The following is a 25,024-nucleotide window of genomic DNA, read 5'->3' as shown; positions in this document are numbered from 1 at the left end:
TGCCATCGCGAGGCAAGGGCCGTCGCCCACACGGCCTCGGCTGCGGCCTTGTCGATGCGGCCGCCGAGCGCCGAGAGCGCGGCTCGGGTCTCGGCGTCGTAGACCGAAAGCCGGCCACCGCGGTGGAAATTATGCTGCCCTGCCGGTGGCCCATCGGCAGCGTCGATCCGGTAGAGCGCAACCAGAAAGCCGGCCAGCGAACGGGCGAACTCAGTGAGATCGGCAATCAGTTCGCCAGCCGCCGGTCTGCCGCCAAGCCAGCGATAGACGGACCAAGGCCATGGATAGCCTTCCCCGGGCGCGCCTTTGGCCAGCGGCACGGGTATCGGCAGAGGCAGGTGAGGCGCCAGGCGGGGCAGCCAGCGATGCTCCTTCTCGACCTGGGCGACATAGGCGGCAGCGCTCGGCAGCCGCACCGACATGCTGTCGCCCAGCCGGAACGTGCGGTTGTCCCAGCCGCCAGGCTCGACCGTCTCTACCGGCAGGTCCGCCCATTTGGGGAACTGCGCGGCAATCAGCCGGCGAACAAGTGCGGCATCTATCGGCATGCCTGGCGTTCGTTCATCGGGCGGCATCGGGCTTGCTCCGATCTTCTGAATAGCCGGCGGTCCATCTTTTTGTCGCCGCACTCTTGCGGCGCCAGTGATTCCACTTGGCTGCAAGTTCTCTAAGCCTTGCGTTCCCAGCGCCGGTCAGGCGTTTGCTGCCAGTAGGTCACGGTGTGGCCGGCCTCCTTCATTGTCTTCCAATGCGTGCGTGCCGCCTCTAGCTGGGCTGCATCGTGGCCGTCGAACAGGAACACGGCGCGCTGGTAGCCGCCAAGCTCCGGCGGCACCGCCCCATCGACCAGGAAGCGTATCTGCGCCTGGTTCGGATTGTCAGGGCCGACGGTCAGAAGCACCGGCTGCTCGGCGGGATGGGCTTCGCGGTCCGTTGCGTGGGCCAGAAACGAATCGTCCCGGAAAGTCCACAGATGCTGGTCCAGCGCGTCGCGCCGTTCCTCGGTGCCGGTCTGCACCACGGCGCGCCAACCGCGATCGACACTGCGCTCCAGGAGGCCGGGCAGCGCATCCTCCAGCGTCGATTCGGTCAGGTGATAAAACAGAATCTCGGCCATGCGTTCAGTCTACATTGTCGGAGTCCCGCCCCAGCCGCTCATTGCTCGTAATGATCGCGCACCAGCCGGTCGAGCAGCCTGACGCCGAAGCCGGAAGCCCATGACTGGTTGATCTCGTTGGAAGGCGCGCCCATCGCGGTGCCGGCGATGTCGAGATGCGCCCAGGGCGTGTCCTTGACGAAGCGCTGCAGGAACTGCGCGGCGATGATGGCGCCGCCATGGCGGCCGCCGATGTTCTTCATGTCAGCATTCTTGGAATCGATCAGCTTGTCGTATTCGGCACCGAGCGGCATGCGCCACACCCGCTCCTGCGTCGCCTGTCCGGCCGCCGTCAGCCGGTCCGCCAACTCGTCATTGTTGGAGAACAGGCCGGCATAATGCTGGCCGAGCGCGACCATGATGGCGCCGGTCAGCGTCGCCAGATTAATCATGAATTTCGGCTGGAAGCGGTCGTTGCAGTACCAGAGCGCATCGGCCAGCACCAGGCGGCCCTCGGCGTCGGTATTGAGCACTTCGATAGTCTGGCCCGACATCGAGGTGACAATGTCGCCCGGTCGCTGAGCGTGGCCGTCGACGGCGTTTTCAACCAGCCCGACAATGCCGACGACATTGACCTTCGCCTTGCGCGCGGCCAGCGCGTGCATCAGCCCGGTGACGGCAGCAGCGCCGCCCATGTCGCCCTTCATGTCCTCCATGCCCGACGCCGGCTTGATCGAATTGCCGCCGGTGTCGAAGGTGACGCCCTTGCCGACGAAGGCGACCGGGCTTTCCTTGGCCTTGCCGCCGTCCCACCGCATGACCGCGATGCGGGCGCCACGCGGCGAACCCTGCGCTACGCCCAGCAGCGAACCCATGCCGAGCTTCTTCATCTCCTTCTCGGCCAGGATCTCGACCGTGACGCCGAGCGCCTCCAGTTCGGCGATGCGGGCGGCGAATTCCACCGGTCCCAAAACATTGGCCGGTTCATTGACCAAATCGCGCGCCAGCAAGACGCCGTCGATCACCGCCGCTTCATCGGCGAAGGCCTTCTTTGCAGCTGCCGGATCGGCGGTGTGAATAGTCACCTTGACCGGCTTTTTTGGCTCGCGCTTGTCGTCACCATTGTTCTTTTTGGTCTTGTACTTGTCGAAGGAATAGCTGCGCAGCAGGATGCCCGCTGCAAGCTGAACGGCTTGCCTGCCGCTGACGGCCGCACCGGGAAGATCGAGCACGACGGCCACTTCGGTTGCCTTGCGAAAGGACGCGGCAATCGTGCCGCCGAGCTTCAGCCAGGCGTAATCATCGAGATTGGAACCCTTGCCGGCACCGACCGCCACCAGCCGCTCGAGCGATGTCCCTTCCGGTGCCAGCACTTCGACCAGGCTGGCGAATTTGCCGGTGAAGTCGGCGACCGGAAAAGCCCGCTCGAGGGTCTTTGCCGGATCGCAAGCCCTGGCGGCATCGCTGAGGCCGCCCTCGTCGGCCACCAGAACGAAAACGCTGCCTTTTTTGGGCGCGGCGAATTTGGCAAAGGCGATCGAAGGTCTCGAATTCATCATGTCCTGCTTTCGGGGAAGTGAGTTGGATTATTGCGAGAAACGTTCGGCAGTGAGCGGCGGGTTGAAACAGCTCGATGACATTGCCCGATGGGTCTTCGAGCAGCGTCTGGGAACCGCCGACGCCCGTTATGATATCGTTGCGAAAGACAAGTCCAGCACTCTTGAGGCGCGCAACCTCTTCTTTCAGGTCCGGCACCACCAACAGGATGCGATTCCAACCTCCCGGCACCGGCTGCCGGCCATCCGGCATCGCCCGTGCACCCGAACTGCCGGGGCCGCTTAGAAGGAGCCGTAAAGCGCCGCGTGTGACGGAAGCAAAAGCCGGTCGCGCGTCCTGTTCAACAGCGAAGCCCAGATGTCCACAGTAGAAGTCGATCGAGGCGGCGACATCATCGACCATGTAGCGAATGCTGACTGGCGTCATGACCATTGACCTTTCGGTTCGAGCACCTTTCAACAAGGCGTGTCTATTGCGGGCGGAACAGTCGGCATAGTCCGGCTCATTATCGCTGCTTGACAATCCGCGCCGCTATCGTCCTGGCCTGAATGCGGGCGTTGGCGAAACAACCGCGAATGCTCGGCCGCATGCCGGTAAACCACAGGCCGGGCAATTTCGGATCGGCATCGCCGCCGTTGAAAAGCGGAACGCCCTTGCCGTCGAGAACGCCGAGCTTGCCGACCATCTGCTCCAGACCGGTGCGATAGCCGGTCGCTGCAATGACGATATCGCGCGTGATCAACCTGCCGTCATTCAATACGATGCCGTCTTGGGTAAATTCCCGCAATGGTGGCAGCACCACGATCGTGCCTGCCTTGATGGCGCGAACCGCGCCGTCATCGGCTGCGATCGCGGTGTAGTCGGCGCTCAGACGGCTCGCACCGCCTGTGGGAGCCGGCGGAAGCCCAAATTTCGTCAAGTCGCCGAAAACCAGGCGCTGGGTTGTCGCCATCACCGCATCGGCCAGCCGCACCGGCAAGCTCGCCATTAACGGTGAAAGCCTGTGGACGGCGACCTTGCCGATGCGTTTCGGCAGCAGCGACGGGCCGTTGCGGGCCGACAGCCAGATGCTTTGGGCATCTGCATTCGCAAGATGATTGAGTGCATCGAACCCCGAATTGCCGGCTCCGACGACCAGCACCTTTTTGCCGACGTAGTCCTTCGCCTCGCCAAAATCGGCCGAATGGATAATCCGGCCTGCAAAATCCTTCATGCCTTTCCACGCGGGAATAAACGGCTGCCGGTCGCGCCCGGTGGCGACGACGACATGACGCGCCAGACGACGTCCGGAGTTCGTCCGCACGGTCCAGTGATCGCCGTCGAACGTGATCTCTTCAACGGCAACGCCGAATGCGACCGGCAGACCATGCGCCTGGCTGAAATCGTTCAGATGGCGAATGACGGCCGATTTATGCGGAAAAGCCGGGGTGCCTGCGGGATAGCCGACGCCGGGCAGCGTCGAGAGATCGCGATGCGTATTGAGGTGCAGCCGCTGGTGCCGCCGATGCCAGGGTTCGGCAAGCCGGCTCTCCTTTTCCAGGACGAGCGTCGGTACGCCGGCCTTCATCAAGGCGTGGGCGGCGGCAAGGCCGGCTGCGCCGGCGCCGACCACGATCGCGCCGTCAAAGATCGTTTCCCGACCGGTTTGACCGCGCAATTTTTCCGCTTCCATGCTGGGGCTCACAGATCCTGACCCGTCTTATCATGTCGCGGCGGTCGCGACCGGCGCGACATTTGGTCGTTTTGCCGCATTTGACAAGACTTTGGCCGAAATCGCTCCCATATGCGATATCGAACCATCCACGATTCGTCGCGGCCCGGCCCCGCTTCCCGCCGCAACCTGTTGTTAACCAACAATGTTCGCTCTTTCTTATCCATTGCCGCCGACACTCCGGCCCAGCGGATTTTGCGATCCGGGACAGAACCCAGATCGAACCGCCAAACTGAGCCAGTTGTGCAGCCGGCGCCGGACGACTACCTTGTTCCAAGGCATGATGCCGTTCGAAATCGCCGAGAAAAGCCTTCATGAAGGTCGTTGAACGTTACATCATGCGCCGTGCTTTCGCGGTATTCGCGCTGGCGCTCGTCTGGACGCTGGCGATCGTCTGGACGACTCAGGTGCTCGCCCGCATCGACCTCGTCACCGATAGCGGTCAGTCGGCCCTCACCTTCTTCGAAGTCGCAGCGCTGATCATCCCGACGATCGTTCCGATCGTCGTGCCGTTCGCCCTGGTGGTCGCGGTCGCCCAGATACTCAGCGTGATGAATTCGGATTCGGAGCTGGCCGTCATCAATGCCGCCGGCGCTTCACGCTGGACCATCGTCAGGCCGATCATGCTTCTGGCACTTGCAGCCAGCGTTTTTTCCTTCGCCGTCGACAATGGCGTCGACCCTTACGCACGCCAGAAGAACCGCGAGTTGATTGCGTCGTCGCGTGCCGATCTGTTGTCGTTGATCATCCAGGAAGGCACCTTCCGCAAGATCGATGACGGCCTGTTCCTGCAGGTTGGCGAACGGCTTCCCGACAATCGCCTCGGCGGCATCTTCGTCGCCGATTCGCGCGAAGAAGGCGTCAATCTCATCTACTACGCCAAGACCGGCAGCATCATCGAACGCGGCGACGAGAAGGTGCTGATGATGAATGACGGCGTCATCCATCGCAAAACCATGACCGGCGACCTCTCGGTGATCCGGTTCACCTCCTACGCCTTCGACTTGTCCGCTTTCATGTCGGCATCATCTGACATCCTGCTTTTGCCGAAGGACCGGACGACCCAGTATCTGCTCAATCCCAGTCCGAACGACAAGATGTACCAGCAAAAGCCGAACAGGTACCTGGCCGAGCTCAACCAGCGTTTTTCCGAGTGGTCCTATTCGCTCGTCTTCGCGCTGATCGCGCTCGCCGTTGCCGGAGATGCGCGCTCGCATCGCGAGGCGCGTGTGCACCCGCTGATCACGGCAATCGCGATTGCACTGTTCGTGCGCTGGCTCGGGTTCTTTGCCGCCGGCAAGGCCGACAAGGTGCCGCAATATGCCTATATGGTCTACGGCGTCCCGATCGTCGCGTCGGCGATCGCCATCTGGTTCATCGTGTCCAACCGGACCATGGAACTGCCGGTTGCCTGGGCCGATTGGATAACCAATCTTGCCGGCCGCTTCAGTGACGGCTGGAGCGCCATCAAGCTCCGTTTTGCCAGGCGTGGCGCATCCGGACAGGGGGCCGGCTGATGGGCTGGACTCTGGGTCGGTACTTCTTCTTTCGCTATGTGACGATCACCATCTGGTTCTTCATCGGCCTCTTGGCGCTGGTGTTCCTGATCGATTTCACCGAGCTTTCCGGCCGCACGACCGGCGTGCCGGGCTTCACCTACGCAACTGCGTTCGCCATTTCGGGGCTCAGGATGCCGATGATCATGCTGCAGACGGTGCCGTTCGTCGGCCTGTTCTCGGCGATGGCGACGTTGGTGTCGCTCAACCGCAAATATGAATTGGTCATTGCCCGTTCCGCCGGGGTTTCCGCATGGCAATTCCTGCTGCCGTGCTGCATCGGGGCGCTGCTGTTTGGAGCCTTGTCGGTCGGCGTCATCAATCCGGTAGCCGCGCACGCCTATTCCTGGTCCGAGGAGATCGAGACCCAGCTCCGTTCGGGCAAGTCGAACAGCGTCTCGGCCGATGCTGCGCCCTGGATCAGGCAGAAAACCAACGCCGGCGACACCATCATCGGCGCGCGCGCCATTCTCAATCAAGGCCTGGAGATGGCCGACGCGGTCTTCTTCAGCTTCAGCCCGCAAGGCGACATCATCGAGCGCAAGGATGCGGCGCGCGCCTTTTTGCGGGACGGCTACTGGGAATTGCAGGACGTCAAGGTGTTCCGGGACGGTACCATCCAGTCGTTACCCAGCGATCGGCTGCCGACCAATCTCAAGCCGGAATTCGTGCAAGAGCGGTTGGCCCGCCCTGAGACCATTCCCTTCTACGATCTGCCCGGCAAGATCGAAGTGGCCCGCTCCTTCGGCCTCAAGGCAAACGCCTTCGCCATGCAGTTCAATTCCCTGATTGCGCTGCCCTTCCTGCTTGTCGCGATGACGCTGATTGCGGCAACGGTATCAATGCGATTTGCGAGGATGGGGCAGTCGGCAACGATGATTCTGGGTGGCATCGTGGCCGGCTTTCTGCTTTATGTCGTTTCGGTGCTGGTCAAGGCATTCGGCGTAGCGGGATTCGTACCCACGGCCGTAGCGGCTTGGGTCCCGGTTGTCGTGGCTATGTTCTTCGGGGTGACATTCCTGCTATACAAGGAAGACGGCTAGTGAGGGAGGCGGTTTTGCGCAGCCATAGGCACGCCGGTTTGGCACGCCTCTCTGCGGCGAGCGCCTTGGCGTGCCTGCTTGCCAGCGCCGCCCCGGTTGCACCGGCTTTTGCCCAGGACGTCAGCGAGCTGGCAACGAAGGTTCCGAGCGGCACGCAGATGCTGCTGGCAGCCGATACGCTGGTCTACGACAACGACAAGCAGACAGTGACGGCCGTCGGCGGCGTCCAGATCGACTACGGCGGCAACCGTCTCGTCGCCCAGCGGGTCGAATACAACCGCAACACCAAACGCCTCGTCGCCAGCGGCAATGTCGAACTCGTCAATAGCGACGGCACCAAAATCTATTCGCAGCATGCCGACATCACTGACGATTTCGCCGACGGCTTCGTCAACGCGCTGCGGGTCGAGACCATAGACAAGGCGTATTTCGCCGCCGAAAGCGCGGAGCGCATGGGCGGCGTGCTGACGACGTTCCACAATGGCGTCTACACCGCCTGCGAGCCGTGCGAGGACAAGCCCGACAAAGCGCCGACCTGGCGTATCAAGGCCAGGAAGATCATCTGGAACGGCGAGAAGAAGACGGTTCGCTTCGAGAACTCGAATTTCGAGTTCTTCGGCTTTCCGCTGGCCTATCTGCCGGCTTTCGAGATCGCCGACCCAACGGTCAAGCGCAAGAGCGGCTTCCTGATCCCCGGCGTCGCCTACAAGAGCGATCTCGGCGTCGGTGTTAAAGTCCCCTATTATTTCGCGCTCTCGCCGACCTACGATCTCACTGTCACTGGCAGCGGCTATATCAAGCAAGGTTTCCTCGGTGAGGCCGAGTGGAGGCAGCGCTTCAACAACGGTCAGTACAGCCTGAAGATTGCGGGCATCCGGCAGGAGAATCCCGACGCATTCATCGACGACAATGGCCACAACGTGAATTCGGGAACCGAAGGCGACCCGAACAGGTTCCGCGGCATGATGGGCACCCAGGGCCAGTTCGCCATCAACCCGCGCTGGGACTTCGGCTGGGACATCCTGCTCCAGAGCGACAAGAATTTCGCGCGCACCTACGACATCGATGGCTTCAACGATAGCGTGCACCGCTCCGAGGTGTACCTGACGGGGCTCAACGATCGCAATTACTTCGATGTGCGCGCCATGCACTTCGACGTTCAGGAAGACACGCTCGCCAGCGATCCGACTGCACGCGCCGCCAAGCAGCCCTGGGTGCTGCCCTCGCTCGACTACGCCTATATCCCCGACATGCCGGTGGCCGGCGGGCAGCTGTCGTTCGACGTCAACGCGCGGGTCATTGACCGCGACAGGCTCGATACGGCTCTTGCAAATTCGGGCATCCCTTCGTCCGTCAACAACGTCCGCGGCATCGACGGTCAATCCGGCCGCCTTACCGCGGAAGCCGAATGGAAGCGCACCTTCACCACCGATGGCGGGCTGCTGCTGACACCGCTCCTGGCGCTGCGCGGCGACGCCGGCTACGTCAACGCCTCCTCGGCCTCGCTCGACGCCATCAACCAGATGGCGACCAATCTCGGCGTCGAGGACGATATGCGTTCATCGCTTGCCCGCTACATGGCGACCGCCGGCCTTGAGATGCGCTGGCCGGTGCTGTTTTCGATGACCAGTTCCAGCCATGTCTTCGAACCGATGGCGCAGGTATTCATGCGTCCGAACGAGCAATATGTCGGCGGGCTGGCGGTCCCCAACGAGGACGCCCAGAGCTTCGTCTTCGACGCCACGACGCTGTTCGAGCGCGACAAATTCTCGGGCTATGACCGCATGGAAGGCGGCACACGCGCCAATGTCGGGCTGCGCTATTCCGGCGCATATGACAATGGCTGGGGCACCAATGCGGTGTTCGGCCAATCCTACCAGCTCGGCGGCCAGAACTCGTTCGGCACGCCGGACCTTGTCAATGTCGGCGCCTATTCAGGTCTTGAAACTGCAACCTCCGACTATGTCGGCCTTGTCGGCTTCAACAGCCCCAGCGGGTTTTCCGGCTCGGTCAGCGGCCGTTTCGACGAGCAAAGCTTCGAGATCCGCCGCGCTGAGGTAAAGGCCGCCTTTTCAGGCCTGCCGGTATCGCTGAGCGCCAAATACGCCTTCATCCAGGCGCAGCCGCTCTATGGCTTCTCGACCGATCGCCATGAGGTTACGCTCGGCGCCTCGACACATCTTGCCGAGAATTGGCGCGTCTTTGGCACCGGCACATATGATCTGGAGCAGAGCGTTCTGGTCAAGGACGGGGTCGGCTTTGCCTATAGTGATTCGTGCTTTACCTATTTGATGACGTTTTCGGAAAGACGTGACCTGAACACCAAGGAAGTATCGCAGAACGTCGGCTTCAACCTGTCGTTCCGCACGCTCGGCGATTTCGGCTCGTCGCAACGCTCCATCGACACCATTCAATAACGGGCAGCGGTCGGCAACGGGGCGCCTGGCGGACGACATTGTTTCGCCGCATAGAGCAGGCACGAATTTTGACGGCCTGAACTGGATAGGTTGGGCCGAATCGGGATGGAATTGGGATGCTTTCGATGAGGAAATACCTCTTTTCGGCAGGGTTCGCGCTGCTGGTGGCGTTCTCGACCACCGCGGTGACGCGGCCAGTTTTCGCCACCGAGATCAAATACGTCGTCAACAATATACCGATAACCACCGGCGACATCCAGCATCGGGCCGCTTTCCTGCGCCTGCAGCACAGAAAGGGCGATGCCGGCCAGGAAATGATCGACCAGACGCTGCGCCTGGCCGAAGCCCGGCGGCTCGGCATCCGCATCAGCGACGCGCAGGTCGATGCCGCTTATCAGCGTTTCGCCACCAGCAACAAGATGCCGCTCAAGCAGCTTGACGGCGCGATGGCGCAATCCGGCGTCACCAAGGAGCATTTCAAGGACTTTATCCGGGCGCAGATGGCCTGGAACCAGGCGCTGACCGCGCGTTCCCGTTCCGGAGACGGTGGCGGCGCCGTGAGCGAGCAGGACCTCGTCAAGCGCATGCTCGAAAAAGGCGGCAGCAAACCGAGCGCCACAGAGTACATGTTGCAGCAGGTCATCTTCGTGGTGCCGGCGGCCGAGCGCAGCGCGACGCTGGCCAAGCGCAAACGCGAAGCCGATGCCATGCGCGCCCGCTTCAACGGCTGCAACACCACCCGCGAATTCGCCAAGGGCCTGATCGATGTCACCGTTCGCGATCTCGGCCGGGTGCTGGCGCCCCAATTGCCGGCGGACTGGGCCGAGCAGATAAAGGCTACAAAGGTCGGCGGCGCCACCACGACGCGCGAAACCGACCGCGGTGTCGAATTCATCGGCATCTGCTCGTCGCGCGAAGTGTCAGACGACAAAGCCGCGCAGATGGTGTTCCAGAGTGAAGGTTCGAACGACAAGAACGCCGACGAACTCTCGAAGAAATATGTCGAGGAGTTGCGGAAGAAAGCCCGCATAATCGAGCGCTGAAGTCGAAGCGCCGTGGCTGACGCAGAGCTTCCGCTGGCGTTGAGCGTCGGCGATCCGTCCGGCGTCGGGCCGGACATCGCCATCGCTGCTTGGCAGGCCCGCGATAGCGCTGGCGTTCCGTCTTTTTATCTCCTTGCCGATCCGGCACTGATTGCCGCGCGGGCGCACAGGCTCGGCACCGATATCGCGATTGCCGAGACGACGCCGGCGTTAGCGCCGGGGGTGTTTTCGCGCGCGCTGCCGGTGGTGGCGCTTGCTGCCCGTTTCGTCGACAGTCCCGGCCGCCCGGATCCAGCCAACGCCGCCGGCATCATCGAGGCGATCGACCGCGCCGTTGCCGACTGCCTGGCTGGCCGCGCTGCCGCGGTCGTCACCTGCCCCATCGCCAAGAAGCCGCTCTACGACGCCGGCTTTCGCTTTCCCGGCCACACCGAATATCTGGCGCATCTGGCATCGCTTCACACCGGCACCGAAGTGACGCCTGTGATGCTGCTTGCCGGACCGGACCTGCGCACCGTGCCGGTCACCATCCACATCGCGCTGGCCGAGGTGCCGAAAGAGCTGACGACGGACCTTATCGTCGCCACCGGCCGCATCACCGCCGCCGACCTTGCGAACCGCTTCGGAATTGCCAAGCCGCGGCTCGCCATTGCCGGCCTCAACCCGCATGCCGGCGAAGGCGGCACCATGGGCACCGAAGACGAGCGGATCGTGCGCCCGGCAGTCGACCGGCTGAGGCAGGAAGGGATCGACGCCTTCGGGCCATTGCCGGCCGACACGCTGTTTCATGCTCGCGCCCGCGCCGGCTACGACGTGGCGCTCTGTATGTATCACGACCAGGCGCTGATCCCGGCCAAGGCGCTGGCGTTTGACGAGGCGGTCAACGTCACGCTCGGCCTGCCCTTCGTCCGCACCTCGCCCGACCACGGCACCGCCTTCGACATCGCCGGCAAGGGCATCGCCCGTGCCGGCAGCCTGATTGCAGCGCTGAAACTCGCTCGCGTTCTTGCCGATACCGGGAAAAGGCCGTAGGCCCTGAGCCCAATCAGCCAAATTCGATGGCCTTAACCCGATGAGCCCGCCTGATGAGCCCAGCCCGATGAGCATAGACGGCCTGCCGCCACTGCGCGAGGTGATCGAGCGCCATGGGCTGCAGGCGAAAAAGGCGCTGGGCCAGAATTTTCTGCTCGACCTTAACCTGACAAGCAAGATTGCGCGAACCGCCGGCGACCTGAGCGACGTTACGGTTATCGAGGTCGGTCCCGGTCCGGGCGGGCTGACTCGTGCCCTGCTCCTCAACGGCGCCCGGCGGGTCGTCGCGATCGAGCGCGACGAGCGCTGCCTGGCGGCCTTGGCCGAGATCGCGAACCACTATCCGGGTCGGCTCGAGATCGTAGCCGGCGATGCGCTGAAAGCTGATTTTGCAGCGCTTGCAAAAGGAGTGCCGGGAAGCGGCGGGTCGGCGAAAATCGTTGCCAACCTGCCCTACAATATCGGCACCGAATTGCTGATCCGCTGGCTGACCGTTACCGAGTGGCCGCCGTTCTACACATCGATGACGCTGATGTTCCAGCGCGAGGTCGCCGAACGCATTGCAGCCAGCCCCGGCAGCGAGGCCTATGGTCGGCTCGGCGTGCTGGCCGGCTGGCGGACGGAGGCGAGGATTGCCTTCGACGTACCGCCGCAGGCGTTCACGCCGCCACCCAAGGTGACGTCCTCGGTGGTGCATCTTGTGCCGCGTGCCAACCCCTTGCCGGCAGAGGTGAAACGGCTCAGCCGCGTCACCGAAGCGGCATTCGGCCAGCGCCGGAAAATGCTGCGGCAGAGCGTGAAAAGCCTCGGCGGCGAGGCGCTGCTCACCCGCGCCGGCATCGATCCGACCAGGCGTGCGGAGACGCTCAGCGTCGAGGAGTTCGTTCGCCTGACCAACGCGGTGTGATGCCGGGACGCGTCTGCGTGGAATTTCCGCTCTCACGGCATAGATAGCCGGACAAACCTGCCCGGAGACAAACAATGGCCGCCTATGTCATTTCCGACGTCACGATCCGTGACGCAGAGGCTATCGAAGCCTATCGCGCCCGCGCGGCTGCCTCCATCGCCCAGCATGGCGGGCGCTATCTGGTACGCGGCGGCGAGGTGGAAAGGTTGGAAGGCGACTGGTCTCCCGGGCCGCTGATCATCGTGGAATTCCCCGACATGGACACGGCGCGGCGTTGGTACCGCTCCGCCGAATATGCCGCGGCATTGGAACTGCGCGACGCCGCGCTCAGCCGCAATCTGATCCTGGTCGCGGGGACGCCGCCTTGATCAATCCGTCTTTTCGTCGAGCAGCCCCGACACGAAATCGAACAGGCCCGGCCGGCGATCGCGTCTGAGCCGTTCGGCCGTGACGATGCCCCGCACCTCGGCGAAAGCGCGGTCGAGATCGTCGTTGACGATGACGAAATCATATTCCTTCCAGTGCTCGATCTCGTTGCGGGCGTTCTTGAGCCGCGTCTCGATCACCGCTTCCTGGTCCTCGGCGCGACGCTTCAGCCGCGCCTTCAATTCCTTCATCGATGGCGGCAGGATGAATATCGAGACGATGTCGGCGCGCATCTTCTCCTTGAGCTGCTGAGCGCCTTGCCAGTCGATGTCGAACAGCATGTCGCGGCCTTCGGCCAGCGCCTGTTCAGCCGGCTCGCGCGGCGTCGCGTAGCAATTGCCGTGCACCTCCGCCCATTCGAGCAGCGCATCGGAATCGCGCAGCCGCTCGAACTCGCGCATGGTACGGAAGTGGTAATGGACGCCCTCGATCTCGCTGCCGCGGCGTGGCCGCGTGGTGACCGAGACCGACAATTCCAGGCTGGAATCGCTCTCCAGCAGATTGCGCGCAATCGTCGACTTGCCGGCGCCTGACGGCGACGACAAGACCAGCATCAGCCCGCGGCGCCGAATGCGGGAACCTACATCCCTAGCGGTCATGGGGCTTGGCAGTCATGTGGCTTGGCATCGGGATCATTCCAGATTCTGGACCTGTTCGCGAAACTGGTCGACGACCGCCTTCAGTTCCAGCCCGATGGCGGTGACGGCGGCAGCATTCGACTTGGAACACAGCGTATTCGATTCGCGGTTGAATTCCTGTGCCAGGAAATCGAGCTTGCGGCCGATGGCCCCACCTCCGGCGAGCAGTGCCCGCCCCGACACCACGTGCGTCTTCAGCCGGTCGATTTCCTCGCGTATGTCGGCCTTGGTGGCCAGGAACGCCGCTTCCATATGCAGCCGGCTGGCGTCCAGGTTGGCAGACGCGTCCATCAACAGGCGGATCTGCTCGGCGAGCCTTTCGCGGATCGTGGCCGGTTCGCGTGATGGATCGGCCTCGGCCCGCAGCGTCAGCGCCTCGATGGCGTCGATATGGCCGGACAGCAGGGAACGAAGTGCCGCACCTTCGCCCTGGCGCGCCTGGTGCAGCCCGTTCAGTGCTGCTTCCAGCGCCGACAGTATTGCGGTATCGAGCGCACTGCGCGCCTCTTCGGTTTCGATGGTTTCGGGAATGTCGAGGACGCCGCGCAGCGCAAGCAGCCCGTCGGCCGCCGCAGGGGCTACTCCGAACTGCTCCTGCAGCCGCTTGGCCAACCCCGCCAGATCCTTCAGGAAAGCCTCGTTGACCACAGGTTGCGCTTGAGCGCCGGCGGCGCGGCCAATGGTCAGCGTCATCTGGAAATTGCCGCGCGCAAAACGCTTTTGCACCGTCTGCCGGACGGCCGGCTCCAGCCGGTCGAAACCTTGCGGCAGCCGCAGCCTGACCTCGACGCTTTTGCCGTTGACGGACTTGGCTTCCCAGGCAATCGAAGTGCCGTCGTGTTCGGCGACACTGCGCGCAAAACCGGTCATGCTCTGCAAGTTCATGTAGCCGTGCGTCCCTTTGCCGAATGCCCCTCAAGCCGGAGCGATTTTCTCCGGACAGGATCATGTGAATTTCAATGCCATAGCAGCCCTTGCACATCCACCCGGACATGCACAGGGCCAACCTGATGGCGTCCGGCCCTACTGGGCGGCGGTGGCGCCCGCATCGTCAACGATGGCTCCCGCCGGCGTGTCGGCTCCGGTATTGGTTGCCCCGGCCTTGGCGGCGTCCTGCGCCTGCTTTTTCAGCAGTGCCCGGTAGCGAGCGACATTCTCGTTATGCTCATCGAGCGTCGAGGCAAAGACGTGCCCGCCGCTGCCGTCGGCGACGAAGTAGAGATCGCTGGTCTTCGACGGATTGGCGACGGCCTCCAGCGCCGCACGGCCGGGATTGGCGATCGGCGTCGGCGGCAAGCCGTTGATCAGATAGGTGTTGTAGGGCGTGGGCTTCTGGATGTCCGACTGATAGATCGGGCGGTCGATGGGTTTGCCCTTGCCGCCGAACAGGCCGTAGATGATGGTCGGGTCCGACTGCAGCCGCATACCCTTGGCCAGCCGGTTGAGGAAGACGGCGGCTACGCGCGAGCGTTCATCGCCCTTGCCGGTCTCCTTCTCGACGATCGAGGCCAGGGTGACAAAATCCTCAACGTTGGCGATCGGCAAATCCGGCGCTCGGCGCTGCCAGACCTCGTCGACCAGCTTCTTCTGGTCGGCCAGAAGCTTGTCGACCATCTGCTGGCGTGTTGCGCCGCGGGTGAAACGCAGCGTGTCGGTGGCGAGGCTGCCCTCAGGTGGAGTGGTCGACGGCATATCGCCGGTCAGCGCGTCCTGCTCGGCGATCCGTTGCAGCGCCTGCTCGACCGTCAGCCCCTCGGGGATAGTCAGCGAATACATCACCGACTTGCCGCTCTTCAGCAGTTCCATGATATCGTGCATCGACGCCTGCGGCTTGATCTCGTATTCGCCGGCCTTCAGGGCCGAATCATTGCCGAAGGCGCGCACGCCAAGGCGGAAAATGCGGGCGTCGCTGATCAGCCCTCGCCGCTCAAGCTGGTCAGCGATCTCCTGGACGCCGCTATTCGGCTTGACCAGGAAAGTGTCGCCATTGGCCGACGGGCCGGGCTCGTTGAACTCCTGCTTGCCGAAATACAGCGCAACGCCTGCCGCCAGCACCATCAGCATCACCGAAGAGATGACGAAGTTCATGAACACGACGAACTGGCTGCGCGAGGCACGCGAGCGCTTCGGCGGCGGCGTGCCGGCCTCGGGCCGCAACGCCTCGCTGGCCGTCTTCGGCACGATCGGGCCGGGCGTTGCTGCCCGTTGCCCGAATTCCCCGTTATCGGCCGGATTTGTGTTCATAGCGCCCTACCATTTGATCTTGCGACGAATCCCCTCGGGCAGAGTAGGGGCGAATATGGCAAAATTGACGGCAGACGGAAACCGGCAGAGCGGTCAGCCATTGTAGCGCTGGAAGACGAGCGAGGCGTTGGTGCCACCGAAGCCGAAGGAGTTGGACAGCGCCACGTCGATCTGCCGGGCCCGCGGCTTGTGCGGCACCAGGTCGATCGCCGTTTCGCGCTCCGGATTGTCAAGATTGATGGTCGGCGGCGCGATGTTGTCGCGAATGGCGAGGATCGAAAAGATCGCCTCGGCAGCACCAGCCGCGCCCAGCAGGTGGCCAATCGACGATTTGGTCGACGACATCGATATCTTCGAGGCGGCGTTGCCGACCAGCCGCTCGACGGCGCCGAGTTCGATCGTATCGGCCATGGTCGAGGTGCCGTGCGCGTTGATGTAGTCGACATCGGCCGGCGTCAGCTTCGCCCGGTTCAGCGCCGCGGTCATGCAACGGAAAGCACCGTCGCCGTCTTCGGCAGGCGCGGTGATGTGATAGGCGTCACCGGTCAGACCGTAGCCGGTGACCTCGGCATAGATCTTGGCGCCGCGGGCCTTGGCGTGTTCGAGCTCCTCGAGCACGACAACACCGGCGCCCTCGCCCATGACGAAGCCGTCGCGATCGCGATCATAGGGGCGTGAGGCCGTTTGTGGCGCGTCGTTGCGCTCGGTGGAGAGCGCGCGGCAAGCGGCGAACCCGGCGATCGACAGTCTCGTCACCGGCGCTTCGGCGCCGCCTGCGACCATAACGTCGGCATCGCCCCAGATGATCAGGCGGGCGGCGTCGCCGATGGCGTGCGCACCCGTCGAGCAAGCGGTGACGACGGCATGGTTTGGGCCTTTCAGCCCATGCCGAATCGAGACCTGACCGGAGACGAGGTTGATGATCTGGCCAGGGATGAAGAATGGGCTGATGCGGCGCGGACCGCGTTCCTTGAGGATCATCGCATTCTCGGCGATGCCTTCGATGCCGCCGATGCCCGAACCGATCAGCACGCCGGTGGCGCACTGTTCCTCATGCGTCTTCGGCTGCCAGCCGGAATCCTTGAGTGCCTCGTCGGCGGCCGCGATCCCGTACAGGATGAAGTCGCCGATCTTGCGCAGTTCCTTCGGCTCGAGAACGGCTTCAGGATTGAAAGTGGCATTGGAGCCGTCACCGCGCGGAATGACGTGGGCGACCTTGCAGGCAAGGTCTTCCACCTCGAATTCGGTGATGCGCTTGGCTGCGCTGCGGCCGGTCAGAAGCTCCTTCCAGCTGTGCTCGAAGCCCATGCCGAACGGCGAAAGCAGCCCAAGGCCCGTGACGACGACACGCCTCATCGCAGGTCCTCCCCGGTGATGACTGCAAATAGCGTCAGGCGGAGGCCTTGTCGATGTATTTCACCGCATCGCCAACAGTCAGGATGGTCTCGGCGGCGTCGTCCGGGATTTCGACACCGAACTCTTCTTCGAACGCCATGACAAGTTCGACCGTGTCGAGGCTGTCCGCGCCCAGATCATCGATGAAGCTCGCCTGCTCCGTCACCTTCTCGGCATCGACGCCAAGGTGCTCGATGACGATCTTCTTGACGCGCTCTGCGGTGTCACTCATTTGGGCATCCTCGTCTTTTGGTTGTCTGTCTTCGTTAGCGGGCAGAATGCCGCTAATCAAGCTGAAAGATGGTCCTGCCGGAAACGCAGCGGAACAGGACCGGTTTTTGCCCGAACCGCCGGGTTGCGGGCGGCATTACACGAAAAATCCCGTGCATCCAAGACGGAATGAAGCGTTTTCCCAAGTGTTAGATCATTGCCATGCCGCCATTCACATGAATGGTCTGGCCGGTGACGTAGGCTGCCTCGTTGGAAGCTAGGTAGGCGACGGCAGAGGCGACTTCGGCGCCCGTGCCCATGCGCCGGGTCGGGATCGCCGCCATGATCGCCTCTTTCTGCTTGTCGTTGAGCTTGGCGGTCATCGCCGATTCGATGAAGCCCGGGGCGACGCAGTTGACGGTGATATTGCGGGTGGCGATCTCCTGCGCCAGCGATTTGGAAAAGCCGATCATACCGGCTTTGGAGGCGCAGTAGTTGGTCTGGCCGGGATTGCCGGTGACGCCAACCACTGAAGTGATGTTGATGATGCGGCCATGGCGGCGCCGCATCATCGGATGGGTAAGCTCGCGGGTCAGCCGGAACACGGCGGTCAGGTTGACCTCGAGCACGCTATCCCAGTCGGCGTCAGCCATGCGTACGAACAACCCGTCCTTGGTGATGCCGGCATTGTTGACGAGGATGTCGACGCCTTCGAGGTCGGCCTCCGCCTTCTGGCCGAGCGCCTTGACGTCGTCGCGGTTGGAAAGATTGGCCGGGAAAAGCTTGACCCGGTCGCCCAGTTCGGCGGCCAGCGCCTCCAGTTTCTCGATACGTGTGCCATGCAGGCCGACGATGGCGCCCTGGCCGTGCAGCACGCGGGCGATCGCCTCGCCGATACCTCCCGATGCGCCGGTGACGAGCGCCTTGCGGCCGGTCAATTCGAACATTCTTGCCTCCTGATCTGAGCGAACACCCTTCGCATGGAGCGGGGTCAAATCGCCAGTTGATTATGCAAGCGCCGCCAGCGCCGCCTCGACATCCGCCGCGGATCCGATGGCAGTGGTGGCAATGTCGCGGTTGATGCGGCGGGCCAGCCCCGACAGCACCTTGCCGGCGCCCACTTCGTAAAGCGTCGCAACGCCGTTGCTGCCGAACCACTCCACCGTTTCGCGCCAGCGCACGCGCCCGATCACCTGTTCGACGAGTCGGCGGGCGATCTCGTCGGGATCGCTCGTCGGGGTCACCGTAACATTGGAGACCAGCGGCACGACCGGCGCACTCTTCGTCACGGCGGCCAGCGCCTCCCGCATGATCTCGGCCGCAGGCTTCATCAATGCCGAATGGAAGGGCGCTGAGACCTGCAGCATCAGCGCCCGCTTGGCGCCCTTCTCCGTGCATAGCCTCGCCGCCAGTTCGACCACTGGCCTGGCGCCGGAGATCACCAGCTGGCCGCCGCCATTGTCATTGGCGATCTGGCAAACCAAGGCTTGTGCGGGATCTTTGGCGGCGCCCTGGGCGGCCTCTGCGCAAGCGGCTTCGACGTCGGCCTGTTCCAGCCCGATGATCGCCGCCATGGCGCCCTCGCCGGCCGGCACAGCCGCCTGCATGGCGTTGCCGCGGATGCGCAACAGCCGGGCGGCGTCGGCGACCGAAACGAAACCTGCGGCCGCAAGTGCCGAATATTCGCCGAGCGAGTGGCCGGCGACATAGGTGACCTTGCCGTTCAGGGAGAAGCCGCGCGCCTCCAGCGCCCGGATTGCGGCAAGCGACACCGCCATCAGCGCCGGCTGGGCGTTGGCGGTCAGCGTCAGCGTCTCTTCCGGGCCTTCCCAGATCAGCTTCGATAGGTTTTCGCCGAGCGCGTCGTCAACTTCCTCGAAGATCCGCCGCGATTCCACAAAGGTATCGGCGAGGTCCTTGCCCATGCCGACAGCCTGGCTGCCCTGCCCCGGAAAGGTGAATGCGATGGCCATCGGCGGCTCCCAGCTGCTGGTTCACGTTGCCTGTGACGCAAGGCGTGCGGCCAAGTCAAGTCCAACCTTGATCGCGTAATATCGGCCGAGTGCCTGTTTCGGCAGGCTTTTTGGCGATCACTCATGATGAAAACCGCTCACGATTTGTTTGCTGGCTCTTCTTATTTCCGCCGCAGGCGCTAAGCTTTGCGTGACAGTTCGATGACAATCGAGTGACGCTTTTGTTGCGGGCCGGGGAACTATTGAAGTGGCAAAGACCAAGCAGAGCGCAGCCGAGGCGGCGCCCCAGTTTCTTGAAGGCGATCCGTCGACCGGCTATCTGCCGGCGCGCAAATGGCCTGTCATCCGCTATGGCCTTATCAGCTTGCTGGCTGCGGCCATCCTTGTGTTTGCCATCGAACTGATCGTGCGCGGCAACTTTGCCGGCACCATTGATTTCTTTCTGCAGCCTTTCAAACCCGGCTGGACCACGATCATCATTTTTGCGCTGATCCTCATCGGCCTCGACGCCGTGCTCGGCCGCAGTCACCAGAGCCTGATGATCGTCGCGCCGCTGACATTGTCGCTGGCGTTCGTCGGCCACCAGAAGTCGCTGTATCTCGGCGATCCGCTCTATCCGACCGATTTCCTCTATTCCCGGCAGATCGTGGCATTGATGCCGCTTCTGGTACGCGATCGCCCGGGAACCGCCATTGCCCTGGCGATCGGCATCGTCGGCGGGCTGTCGCTGCTCGTCTATGGCTGGCGGCTATGGCGCCGCCGCGTTCCGGCACTCAGCCACAAGGGCCGCCTTGCCCGGCTGACGCTGACGGTGCCGCTGATCGCCTTCTTCGTCTCCATCATGGACTATGCCACTTTCTCGTGGACACGCGACCGGCTGCAGATCATCCCGATCATGTGGGACCAGAAGGAAAACTATGCCTCGAACGGTTTTGCGCTCGCCTTCGCGCTGAACGTCCCGATGGCGCATGTCTCGGCGCCGCCCGGCTATTCCGGCAAGGCGATCGAAGCGATCGGCAAACCGCAGGTGACGGCTTCGGTACCCGCCGAGAAGCCCGACATCATCGTCGTCATGAGCGAATCCTTCTGGGATCCGACCAAGCTACCCGGCGTCACCATCACGCCCGACCCTGTCCCCAATGTGCGGGCACTGCGCACGGGTTACATGTTCTCGCCCGAGTTCGGCGGCATGACGGCCAACATCGAGTTCGAGGCCCTGACCGGCTTTTCCAACGCCTTCCTGCCGGCGGGCAGCATTCCCTACCAGCAATATGTGCGGACACCGACTCCCTCGCTGGCGACCTTCCTGAAAAGTCAAGGCTACCGGGCGCGCGCTATCCATCCCGGCACTAACTGGTTCTGGAACCGGGGGGCCGTCTATGCCGATTTCGGCTTCAACGACTTCAAGTCCGAGGAGACGTTGCCGCCCATGCAGAAGCGCGGACCGCTCGCGTCGGACGCTGCGATGACCGACGAGATTATCCACGAAGCCGATACCAGCGCCGAGCCGGTCTTCTTTTTCGCCGTCAGCCTGCAGAACCACGGGCCGTATGAGCCGTATCGCTATAACAATCCGACCCACAAGGTGCAGGCGCCGATCAGCCAATGGGCGCGTGAATCGCTGTTGAGCTATGCCGAAGGCTCTTCCGACGCGGACCGCGGCCTCGAGCGGCTGATCGAATGGGCGAAGAAACGCGAGCGGCCGACCGTCATCGCGTTCTTCGGCGACCATCTGCCGCCGCTTGGGCCGGTCTACGTCGAGACCGGCTTCCTGAAGGACAATGTTGCGCCGCGCAAGGAGGCGGCCGACCAGATGCTGCTGCACCACCAGACGCCGCTGATCGTCTGGTCGAATCGCAGCGGCCCGGCCGAGGATCTGGGCGCCGTCAGCCCGTCCTTCCTGCCCTACCATATCCTGAAGACAGCCGGCATCAGCCATCCCTATTACACCGGCTTCCTCGGACAGTTGCGAGAGCGCTACCGCGTTATCGACCGCAATTTGCTTTTGGCACCGGGGGGCGACGCCACCCCCGATTGGTCGCGTCAGAAAGAGATCGATCCGGCAATCCGCGACTTCCGTCTGCTGCAATACGACATGATGTTCGGCAAGCGCCATGCGGCGCCCGATTTCTTCCCCGAAACCACAGGCAAAGTGGCTGCACACACGAGTTGAGCAGCGGCGGCGGGAGAGCGGCCGACGTCGTTCAGTTCGTCAAGTGCAGCTGCGAAATCGAGCTTCCGATTTTCAGGAAGACGCTTTCGAGCTGACTGACGTCGTTGGTCGGGTAATAATCCGACGGCGACGATGCGCAGGCCTCGTAAAGCTTGCGGTTGGCTGCGGTGTCGGCCTGCAGCAGCACTGTGAATATCTGCACGTCCTGCTTCTTCAATGTGTTGCATACATTGGTTGTCCAATCGTCGACATTGCGCGCAGCCGCGGTCTGGTCGCTGGATCCAAACCGACCCGAGGCCAGGAATCCGTAGGAGCCATAGTCCGACTTCTGTGGCGTATCCTTCGCGCCATAGACAACATTCTCGCCGTCGGTGAGCAGCAGCACCGTTTTGGTCGTGCCTGACGCCCTGAACGGCGCGCCGTCGCTGTAAGGCGGTTCCGGCGAGAGCACCCGCATCCCCCATGACAAGCCTTCCGAAACATTGGTCCCCGAGCCGTTCCATTCGATCATCTCACCGACGGCCTTCCGCAATTTGTCGAAATCATCGGTCAGCGGCACTATCGGCGTCGGACAGGCCCGGTTTGGGCCGATAGTCAGTGGGCCTCTCTTGTCGTTGATCAGCTTCATCGTCGAAACACTGTACTTCGCCATGTCGCTGGTGAGGCCGGGAAGCACGGTGACAACGGTATCGTCGAGATAGGAATTGTTGTAGCCGGTCGCTGAATTGCCGTAGGAGCTGGTTGGATTTTTAGCGTTACCTGGATCGTCCGGCGCGAAATAGGGTACGAACAGGGTGTCCGGTTTGTTTTGGTCGGGCGAAATGTCGGAAACATTGTTGGTTCCGGGCCGCGCTTCGACGCAGCCTCTCCATTCGACGCCCAATTGCTTGAACAGGTCCATATGGTTGACGCGCTTGCCGCCGACCAAGGGGAAATTGGCGCCATTGTTCGGCGATTTGCCGGCCATGTCGATCCAGGCCGGATCGTAGTCCTCGCCCTTGACGTTGACCGCGGTGACGAACGGCACCACCGCTACACGTACGCTGCGCGTCGGCGACTTCGCCGTTTCGAGCATGTCGATCAGGGCCGTCGCCGCCGTCCGCAATGCGCCGATGCGATCGTTGCTGGCCATCGACCCGGTATTGTCGAGCACCAGCACGACTTCGAGCTGATTGGTCGATTCGACGGCGCCGGCATCGACGGTGATGCGCTTGTCGTTGCCGAACAGGAAGGCGAAGTTCAAATTGACGTCGGCCATGGCGACAGCCTTTGTCTGGATGTAATTGAGGCCCCTTTCCACGGTAAGCGTCGCTTCGGCGTTCCTCAACTCGCTGTGGCCGGCGACATTGGTCTGGAAGTAGCGGTCGAAGACGTCCTTGCGCGAAGCCTCGATGTCGCCGAGATGCGAAGATGCAAGGTTCGCGGCATCGAGCGCGTTCTGCAAGCTGACCTTGGCCCTCATCAAGGTGGACACGTCCACGGCAAAGGCGACGGCGGTCAGAACCGCAGGCAGCCCGAACGCCAGCATCAGGGCAAAGTTGCCGCTCTTCGAACGGCAGAATTTGTCGAAAAGCATTTTTGTCCCCAAAACCGCCTTGCTGCCGACCTCGCACAGACTGTTTGCTTTTGCATCCGCATGATGAACGACGGGTTGCCGCCACGCCCGCCGGTGCTGGAACTTCGCATGGTGGTTAAGGTCCGGTTTCAGGAAATCCGTACGCCTTGCCGTCGAGGCCCGTGGCGCTCTGGGACGGTAGGGCCGTTTGCCCTGTCGTTTGGCCTTGCTTTGCGGTCAAATTCCTGTATAGACGCCCGCAATCTGCCGGTCCTTGCTGGGGGCTGAACGGAGGGCCGGAGGTTTTTCGAAACCTTCGCGTGAAGCCAGAAGCGCTTCCGCCTCCCATGTCTCCGCTCTCGACCGTCTCGTCATGCTCCTTTCTTCCCCGCCTTCGCAAGGATTGCGGGTCAGAGAAGTTGCAGAGGCTTTTGCCGCCGGGAACCGGGAGAGAAACGAAGAAAGGCACGAACACTATGGCTCTATACGAACATGTGTTTCTTGCCCGGCAGGACCTCTCGCAGCAGCAGGTCGATGCGCTTGTCGAACAGTACAAGGGCGTCATCACCGCGAATGGCGGGTCCGTCGGCCGGGTCGAGAACTGGGGACTGAAGTCCCTCACCTACCGGGTCAACAAGAACCGGAAGGCATATTATACACTCATGGACATCACCTGCCCGCCGGCCGCGCTCAATGAAATGGAGCGCCAGATGGGCCTGTCCGAGGACGTGCTGCGTTTCCTGACCATCAAGGTCGATTCGCATGAGGAAGGTCCGTCGGCAATGATGCAGAAGCGCGAAGAGCGCTCGGAACGCGGCGGCTTCGGCGACCGCGACCGTGGCGATCGTGGCCCGCGCTCATTCGGCGACCGCGATCGCGGTGACCGTGGTGATCGTCCGCCGCGCAGCTTCGGCGATGGCGGTGCCGATCGTGGCCCGCGCCGTCCGCGCGAAGGCTTTGAAGGAGCCGCAGAATAATGGTCGACATCAACCAGATCCCAACCCGGCGCCCCTTCCACCGTCGCCGCAAGACTTGCCCGTTCTCCGGCGCCAACGCGCCGAAGATCGACTACAAGGACGTGCGGCTTCTGCAGCGCTACATCTCCGAGCGCGGCAAGATCGTGCCATCGCGTATCACCGCCGTCAGCCAGAAGAAGCAGCGCGAACTCGCCAAGGCGATCAAGCGCGCCCGCTTCCTCGGCCTGCTGCCCTACGTGGTCCGCTAACACTTCAGGCGGGCGGTTCGCCGCCCGCTTTTTCACCGGCCACGACGGGCGTAGCCGGATCGAACACCAAATCCCGGGTTGGATTTCGACAAGAGATCCTAACTGCCGCGACAGGCAGGACAGCGACACAGGCGGCGACGCCCCAGCTTCCTGACCTGTTCCAGACAACTCGGCGCCGATCCTGAGGATAGCGCCCAAGCGAAGGAACAAAACCATGGAAGTCATTCTTCTCGAACGCGTTTCCCGCCTCGGCCAGATGGGCGATACCGTCAAGGTCAAGGACGGGTTCGCCCGCAATTTCCTGCTGCCGCAAGGCAAGGCGCTGCGCGCCAACGAAGCTAACAAGAAGAAGTTCGAGGGACAGCGGGCCCAGCTCGAAGCCCGCAACCTGGAGCGCAAGTCCGAAGCCGCGCAGATTGCAGAAAAGCTCGACGGCAAGAGCTTCATCGCCGTGCGCTCGGCCGGCGAAACCGGTCAGCTTTATGGTTCGGTCTCGACGCGCGACATCGCCGAGCTGGTGACGGCGGAAGGTTTTTCGGTCAACCGCAACCAGATCCTGCTCAACCAGCCAATCAAGACCATCGGCGTCACCAATGTGGCGATCGCGCTGCACCCGGAAGTCGAGGTTACCATCACGCTCAACATTGCCCGCACGGCCGACGAAGCCGAGCGCCAGGCCAAGGGCGAAACACTGACCACCGCCGAAGCCATCTACGGCGAGGACATCAACGATAATGCGCGGCCGGAAAACTTCTTCGATCCGAATGCGGAGTTCGAAGGCGGCGAAGACAACGGCTGATCGTCATTTCGTCGGCATTCGCCG

The 25,024-nt window shown here is 62.9% G+C and carries 23 protein-coding genes and 1 pseudogene; 11 read left to right on the top strand and 13 right to left on the bottom strand.

Annotation, left to right across the window (positions count from 1 at the left end):
- The 5 genes and pseudogenes from NKJ32_RS06695 to NKJ32_RS06675 form a co-directional block, all read right to left on the bottom strand.
- Positions 1–575, bottom strand: a 575-nt coding sequence (locus NKJ32_RS06695; RefSeq protein ID WP_352827121.1) for a phosphotransferase, incomplete at its 3' end; no start/stop codon positions are given.
- 92 nt (positions 576–667) lie between these two features.
- Complete coding sequence (locus tag NKJ32_RS06690; RefSeq protein ID WP_352708523.1) at positions 668–1,117, bottom strand: DNA polymerase III subunit chi; 450 nt, start codon at positions 1,115–1,117, stop codon at positions 668–670.
- Between the two features lie 38 nt (positions 1,118–1,155).
- Entirely contained in the window at positions 1,156–2,652 is a 1,497-nt protein-coding gene (locus NKJ32_RS06685) for a leucyl aminopeptidase (RefSeq protein WP_352621266.1), read from the bottom strand.
- Positions 2,653–2,707: 55 nt separating this feature from the next.
- A pseudogene (locus NKJ32_RS06680) lies at positions 2,708–3,085 on the bottom strand (VOC family protein); the annotation flags it as partial.
- Positions 3,086–3,158: 73 nt separating this feature from the next.
- The gene (locus tag NKJ32_RS06675) at positions 3,159–4,325 is read right to left on the bottom strand and encodes a flavin-containing monooxygenase (RefSeq protein WP_352827119.1); all 1,167 of its coding nucleotides are present in this window, start codon (positions 4,323–4,325) and stop codon (positions 3,159–3,161) included.
- Positions 4,326–4,678: 353 nt separating this feature from the next.
- Between NKJ32_RS06675 and lptF the strand changes: the two genes are divergently transcribed.
- From lptF to NKJ32_RS06640, 7 genes are all read left to right on the top strand, one after another.
- Complete coding sequence (gene lptF, locus NKJ32_RS06670; protein WP_352569685.1) at positions 4,679–5,881, top strand: LPS export ABC transporter permease LptF; 1,203 nt, start codon at positions 4,679–4,681, stop codon at positions 5,879–5,881.
- Positions 5,878–6,963: an LPS export ABC transporter permease LptG gene (lptG, locus tag NKJ32_RS06665; RefSeq protein WP_023677695.1), complete on the top strand. Its 1,086-nt coding sequence runs from the start codon at positions 5,878–5,880 to the stop codon at positions 6,961–6,963. The genes lptF and lptG overlap by 4 nt, the downstream gene beginning before the upstream one ends.
- Positions 6,963–9,380, top strand: coding sequence for an LPS-assembly protein LptD (locus tag NKJ32_RS06660; RefSeq protein ID WP_352827117.1), 2,418 nt, complete (start codon positions 6,963–6,965; stop codon positions 9,378–9,380). Before lptG ends, NKJ32_RS06660 begins: the two co-directional genes overlap by 1 nt.
- A 116-nt stretch (positions 9,381–9,496) precedes the next feature.
- Positions 9,497–10,423, top strand: a complete 927-nt coding sequence (locus NKJ32_RS06655; protein ID WP_352454407.1) for a peptidylprolyl isomerase — start codon at positions 9,497–9,499, stop codon at positions 10,421–10,423.
- Positions 10,424–10,435: 12 nt separating this feature from the next.
- Positions 10,436–11,455 (top strand): 4-hydroxythreonine-4-phosphate dehydrogenase PdxA, encoded by a 1,020-nt coding sequence (gene pdxA, locus NKJ32_RS06650; RefSeq protein ID WP_352454406.1) that lies wholly within the window; start codon positions 10,436–10,438, stop codon positions 11,453–11,455.
- 67 nt (positions 11,456–11,522) lie between these two features.
- On the top strand, positions 11,523–12,362 hold the full coding sequence (gene rsmA, locus NKJ32_RS06645; protein WP_023677699.1) for a 16S rRNA (adenine(1518)-N(6)/adenine(1519)-N(6))-dimethyltransferase RsmA: 840 nt from the start codon (positions 11,523–11,525) through the stop codon (positions 12,360–12,362).
- Between the two features lie 74 nt (positions 12,363–12,436).
- Positions 12,437–12,730 (top strand): DUF1330 domain-containing protein, encoded by a 294-nt coding sequence (locus NKJ32_RS06640; RefSeq protein WP_352454405.1) that lies wholly within the window; start codon positions 12,437–12,439, stop codon positions 12,728–12,730.
- Here NKJ32_RS06640 and gmk read toward each other — a convergent pair whose 3' ends face one another.
- The 7 genes from gmk to fabD all read right to left on the bottom strand — a co-directional run bounded on the left by gmk (position 12,731) and on the right by fabD (position 19,248).
- A complete protein-coding gene (gmk, locus tag NKJ32_RS06635; RefSeq protein WP_023677701.1) occupies positions 12,731–13,387 on the bottom strand; it encodes a guanylate kinase in 657 nt (218 codons plus the stop codon). It lies immediately after the preceding gene.
- Positions 13,388–13,420: 33 nt separating this feature from the next.
- Positions 13,421–14,311 (bottom strand): YicC/YloC family endoribonuclease, encoded by an 891-nt coding sequence (locus tag NKJ32_RS06630; RefSeq protein ID WP_352454404.1) that lies wholly within the window; start codon positions 14,309–14,311, stop codon positions 13,421–13,423.
- Between the two features lie 138 nt (positions 14,312–14,449).
- Positions 14,450–15,670 carry an endolytic transglycosylase MltG gene (mltG, locus tag NKJ32_RS06625; protein ID WP_352567438.1) on the bottom strand — a complete coding sequence of 407 codons (1,221 nt, stop codon included), beginning with the start codon at positions 15,668–15,670 and terminating at the stop codon, positions 14,450–14,452.
- A 93-nt stretch (positions 15,671–15,763) separates the two neighbouring features.
- Positions 15,764–17,026, bottom strand: coding sequence for a beta-ketoacyl-ACP synthase II (gene fabF / locus NKJ32_RS06620; RefSeq protein WP_352467164.1), 1,263 nt, complete (start codon positions 17,024–17,026; stop codon positions 15,764–15,766).
- Between the two features lie 34 nt (positions 17,027–17,060).
- Positions 17,061–17,297 carry an acyl carrier protein gene (locus NKJ32_RS06615; RefSeq protein WP_127851501.1) on the bottom strand — a complete coding sequence of 79 codons (237 nt, stop codon included), beginning with the start codon at positions 17,295–17,297 and terminating at the stop codon, positions 17,061–17,063.
- A gap of 187 nt (positions 17,298–17,484) precedes the next feature.
- A complete protein-coding gene (gene fabG / locus NKJ32_RS06610; protein WP_352453223.1) occupies positions 17,485–18,222 on the bottom strand; it encodes a 3-oxoacyl-[acyl-carrier-protein] reductase in 738 nt (245 codons plus the stop codon).
- A 60-nt stretch (positions 18,223–18,282) separates the two neighbouring features.
- Positions 18,283–19,248, bottom strand: a complete 966-nt coding sequence (gene fabD, locus NKJ32_RS06605) for an ACP S-malonyltransferase (RefSeq protein WP_352638426.1) — start codon at positions 19,246–19,248, stop codon at positions 18,283–18,285.
- A 247-nt stretch (positions 19,249–19,495) separates the two neighbouring features.
- Between fabD and NKJ32_RS06600 the strand changes: the two genes are divergently transcribed.
- A complete protein-coding gene (locus NKJ32_RS06600; protein ID WP_352827115.1) occupies positions 19,496–21,421 on the top strand; it encodes an LTA synthase family protein in 1,926 nt (641 codons plus the stop codon).
- Between the two features lie 31 nt (positions 21,422–21,452).
- On the opposite strand, the gene NKJ32_RS06595 is transcribed toward NKJ32_RS06600, so the two are convergent.
- Positions 21,453–22,997, bottom strand: coding sequence for a pilus assembly protein (locus NKJ32_RS06595; protein WP_023677708.1), 1,545 nt, complete (start codon positions 22,995–22,997; stop codon positions 21,453–21,455).
- A gap of 455 nt (positions 22,998–23,452) precedes the next feature.
- On the opposite strand from NKJ32_RS06595, the gene rpsF reads away from it, so the two are divergent.
- From rpsF to rplI, 3 genes are all read left to right on the top strand, one after another.
- On the top strand, positions 23,453–23,953 hold the full coding sequence (gene rpsF / locus NKJ32_RS06590) for a 30S ribosomal protein S6 (protein WP_023677709.1): 501 nt from the start codon (positions 23,453–23,455) through the stop codon (positions 23,951–23,953).
- Positions 23,953–24,201 (top strand): 30S ribosomal protein S18, encoded by a 249-nt coding sequence (gene rpsR, locus NKJ32_RS06585; RefSeq protein ID WP_006203718.1) that lies wholly within the window; start codon positions 23,953–23,955, stop codon positions 24,199–24,201. Before rpsF ends, rpsR begins: the two co-directional genes overlap by 1 nt.
- Positions 24,202–24,415: 214 nt before the next feature.
- Positions 24,416–25,000 (top strand): 50S ribosomal protein L9, encoded by a 585-nt coding sequence (gene rplI / locus NKJ32_RS06580; protein ID WP_254820243.1) that lies wholly within the window; start codon positions 24,416–24,418, stop codon positions 24,998–25,000.
- Positions 25,001–25,024: the final 24 nt, after the last annotated feature.

Origin of the sequence: Mesorhizobium sp. M0159 (genome assembly GCF_040322295.1) — a bacterium.
Classification (GTDB): domain Bacteria; phylum Pseudomonadota; class Alphaproteobacteria; order Rhizobiales; family Rhizobiaceae; genus Mesorhizobium.
This window is presented reverse-complemented; position numbering and strand designations above follow the sequence as displayed.

Bases quoted from the DNA above. Each gene is read 5' to 3' on its own strand.
- NKJ32_RS06690 (WP_352708523.1), bottom strand. From the start codon at position 1,117: ATGGCCGAGATTCTGTTTTATCACCTGACCGAATCGACGCTGGAGGAT.
- NKJ32_RS06685 (WP_352621266.1), bottom strand. From the start codon at position 2,652: ATGAATTCGAGACCTTCGATCGCCTTTGCCAAATTCGCCGCGCCCAAA.
- NKJ32_RS06675 (WP_352827119.1), bottom strand. From the start codon at position 4,325: ATGGAAGCGGAAAAATTGCGCGGTCAAACCGGTCGGGAAACGATCTTT.
- lptF (WP_352569685.1), top strand. From the start codon at position 4,679: ATGAAGGTCGTTGAACGTTACATCATGCGCCGTGCTTTCGCGGTATTC.
- NKJ32_RS06655 (WP_352454407.1), top strand. From the start codon at position 9,497: ATGCTTTCGATGAGGAAATACCTCTTTTCGGCAGGGTTCGCGCTGCTG.
- rsmA (WP_023677699.1), top strand. From the start codon at position 11,523: ATGAGCATAGACGGCCTGCCGCCACTGCGCGAGGTGATCGAGCGCCAT.
- NKJ32_RS06640 (WP_352454405.1), top strand. From the start codon at position 12,437: ATGGCCGCCTATGTCATTTCCGACGTCACGATCCGTGACGCAGAGGCT.
- gmk (WP_023677701.1), bottom strand. From the start codon at position 13,387: ATGACCGCTAGGGATGTAGGTTCCCGCATTCGGCGCCGCGGGCTGATG.
- NKJ32_RS06630 (WP_352454404.1), bottom strand. From the start codon at position 14,311: ATGAACTTGCAGAGCATGACCGGTTTTGCGCGCAGTGTCGCCGAACAC.
- mltG (WP_352567438.1), bottom strand. From the start codon at position 15,670: ATGAACACAAATCCGGCCGATAACGGGGAATTCGGGCAACGGGCAGCA.
- fabF (WP_352467164.1), bottom strand. From the start codon at position 17,026: ATGAGGCGTGTCGTCGTCACGGGCCTTGGGCTGCTTTCGCCGTTCGGC.
- NKJ32_RS06615 (WP_127851501.1), bottom strand. From the start codon at position 17,297: ATGAGTGACACCGCAGAGCGCGTCAAGAAGATCGTCATCGAGCACCTT.
- fabG (WP_352453223.1), bottom strand. From the start codon at position 18,222: ATGTTCGAATTGACCGGCCGCAAGGCGCTCGTCACCGGCGCATCGGGA.
- fabD (WP_352638426.1), bottom strand. From the start codon at position 19,248: ATGGCCATCGCATTCACCTTTCCGGGGCAGGGCAGCCAGGCTGTCGGC.
- NKJ32_RS06595 (WP_023677708.1), bottom strand. From the start codon at position 22,997: ATGCTTTTCGACAAATTCTGCCGTTCGAAGAGCGGCAACTTTGCCCTG.
- rpsF (WP_023677709.1), top strand. From the start codon at position 23,453: ATGGCTCTATACGAACATGTGTTTCTTGCCCGGCAGGACCTCTCGCAG.
- rpsR (WP_006203718.1), top strand. From the start codon at position 23,953: ATGGTCGACATCAACCAGATCCCAACCCGGCGCCCCTTCCACCGTCGC.
- rplI (WP_254820243.1), top strand. From the start codon at position 24,416: ATGGAAGTCATTCTTCTCGAACGCGTTTCCCGCCTCGGCCAGATGGGC.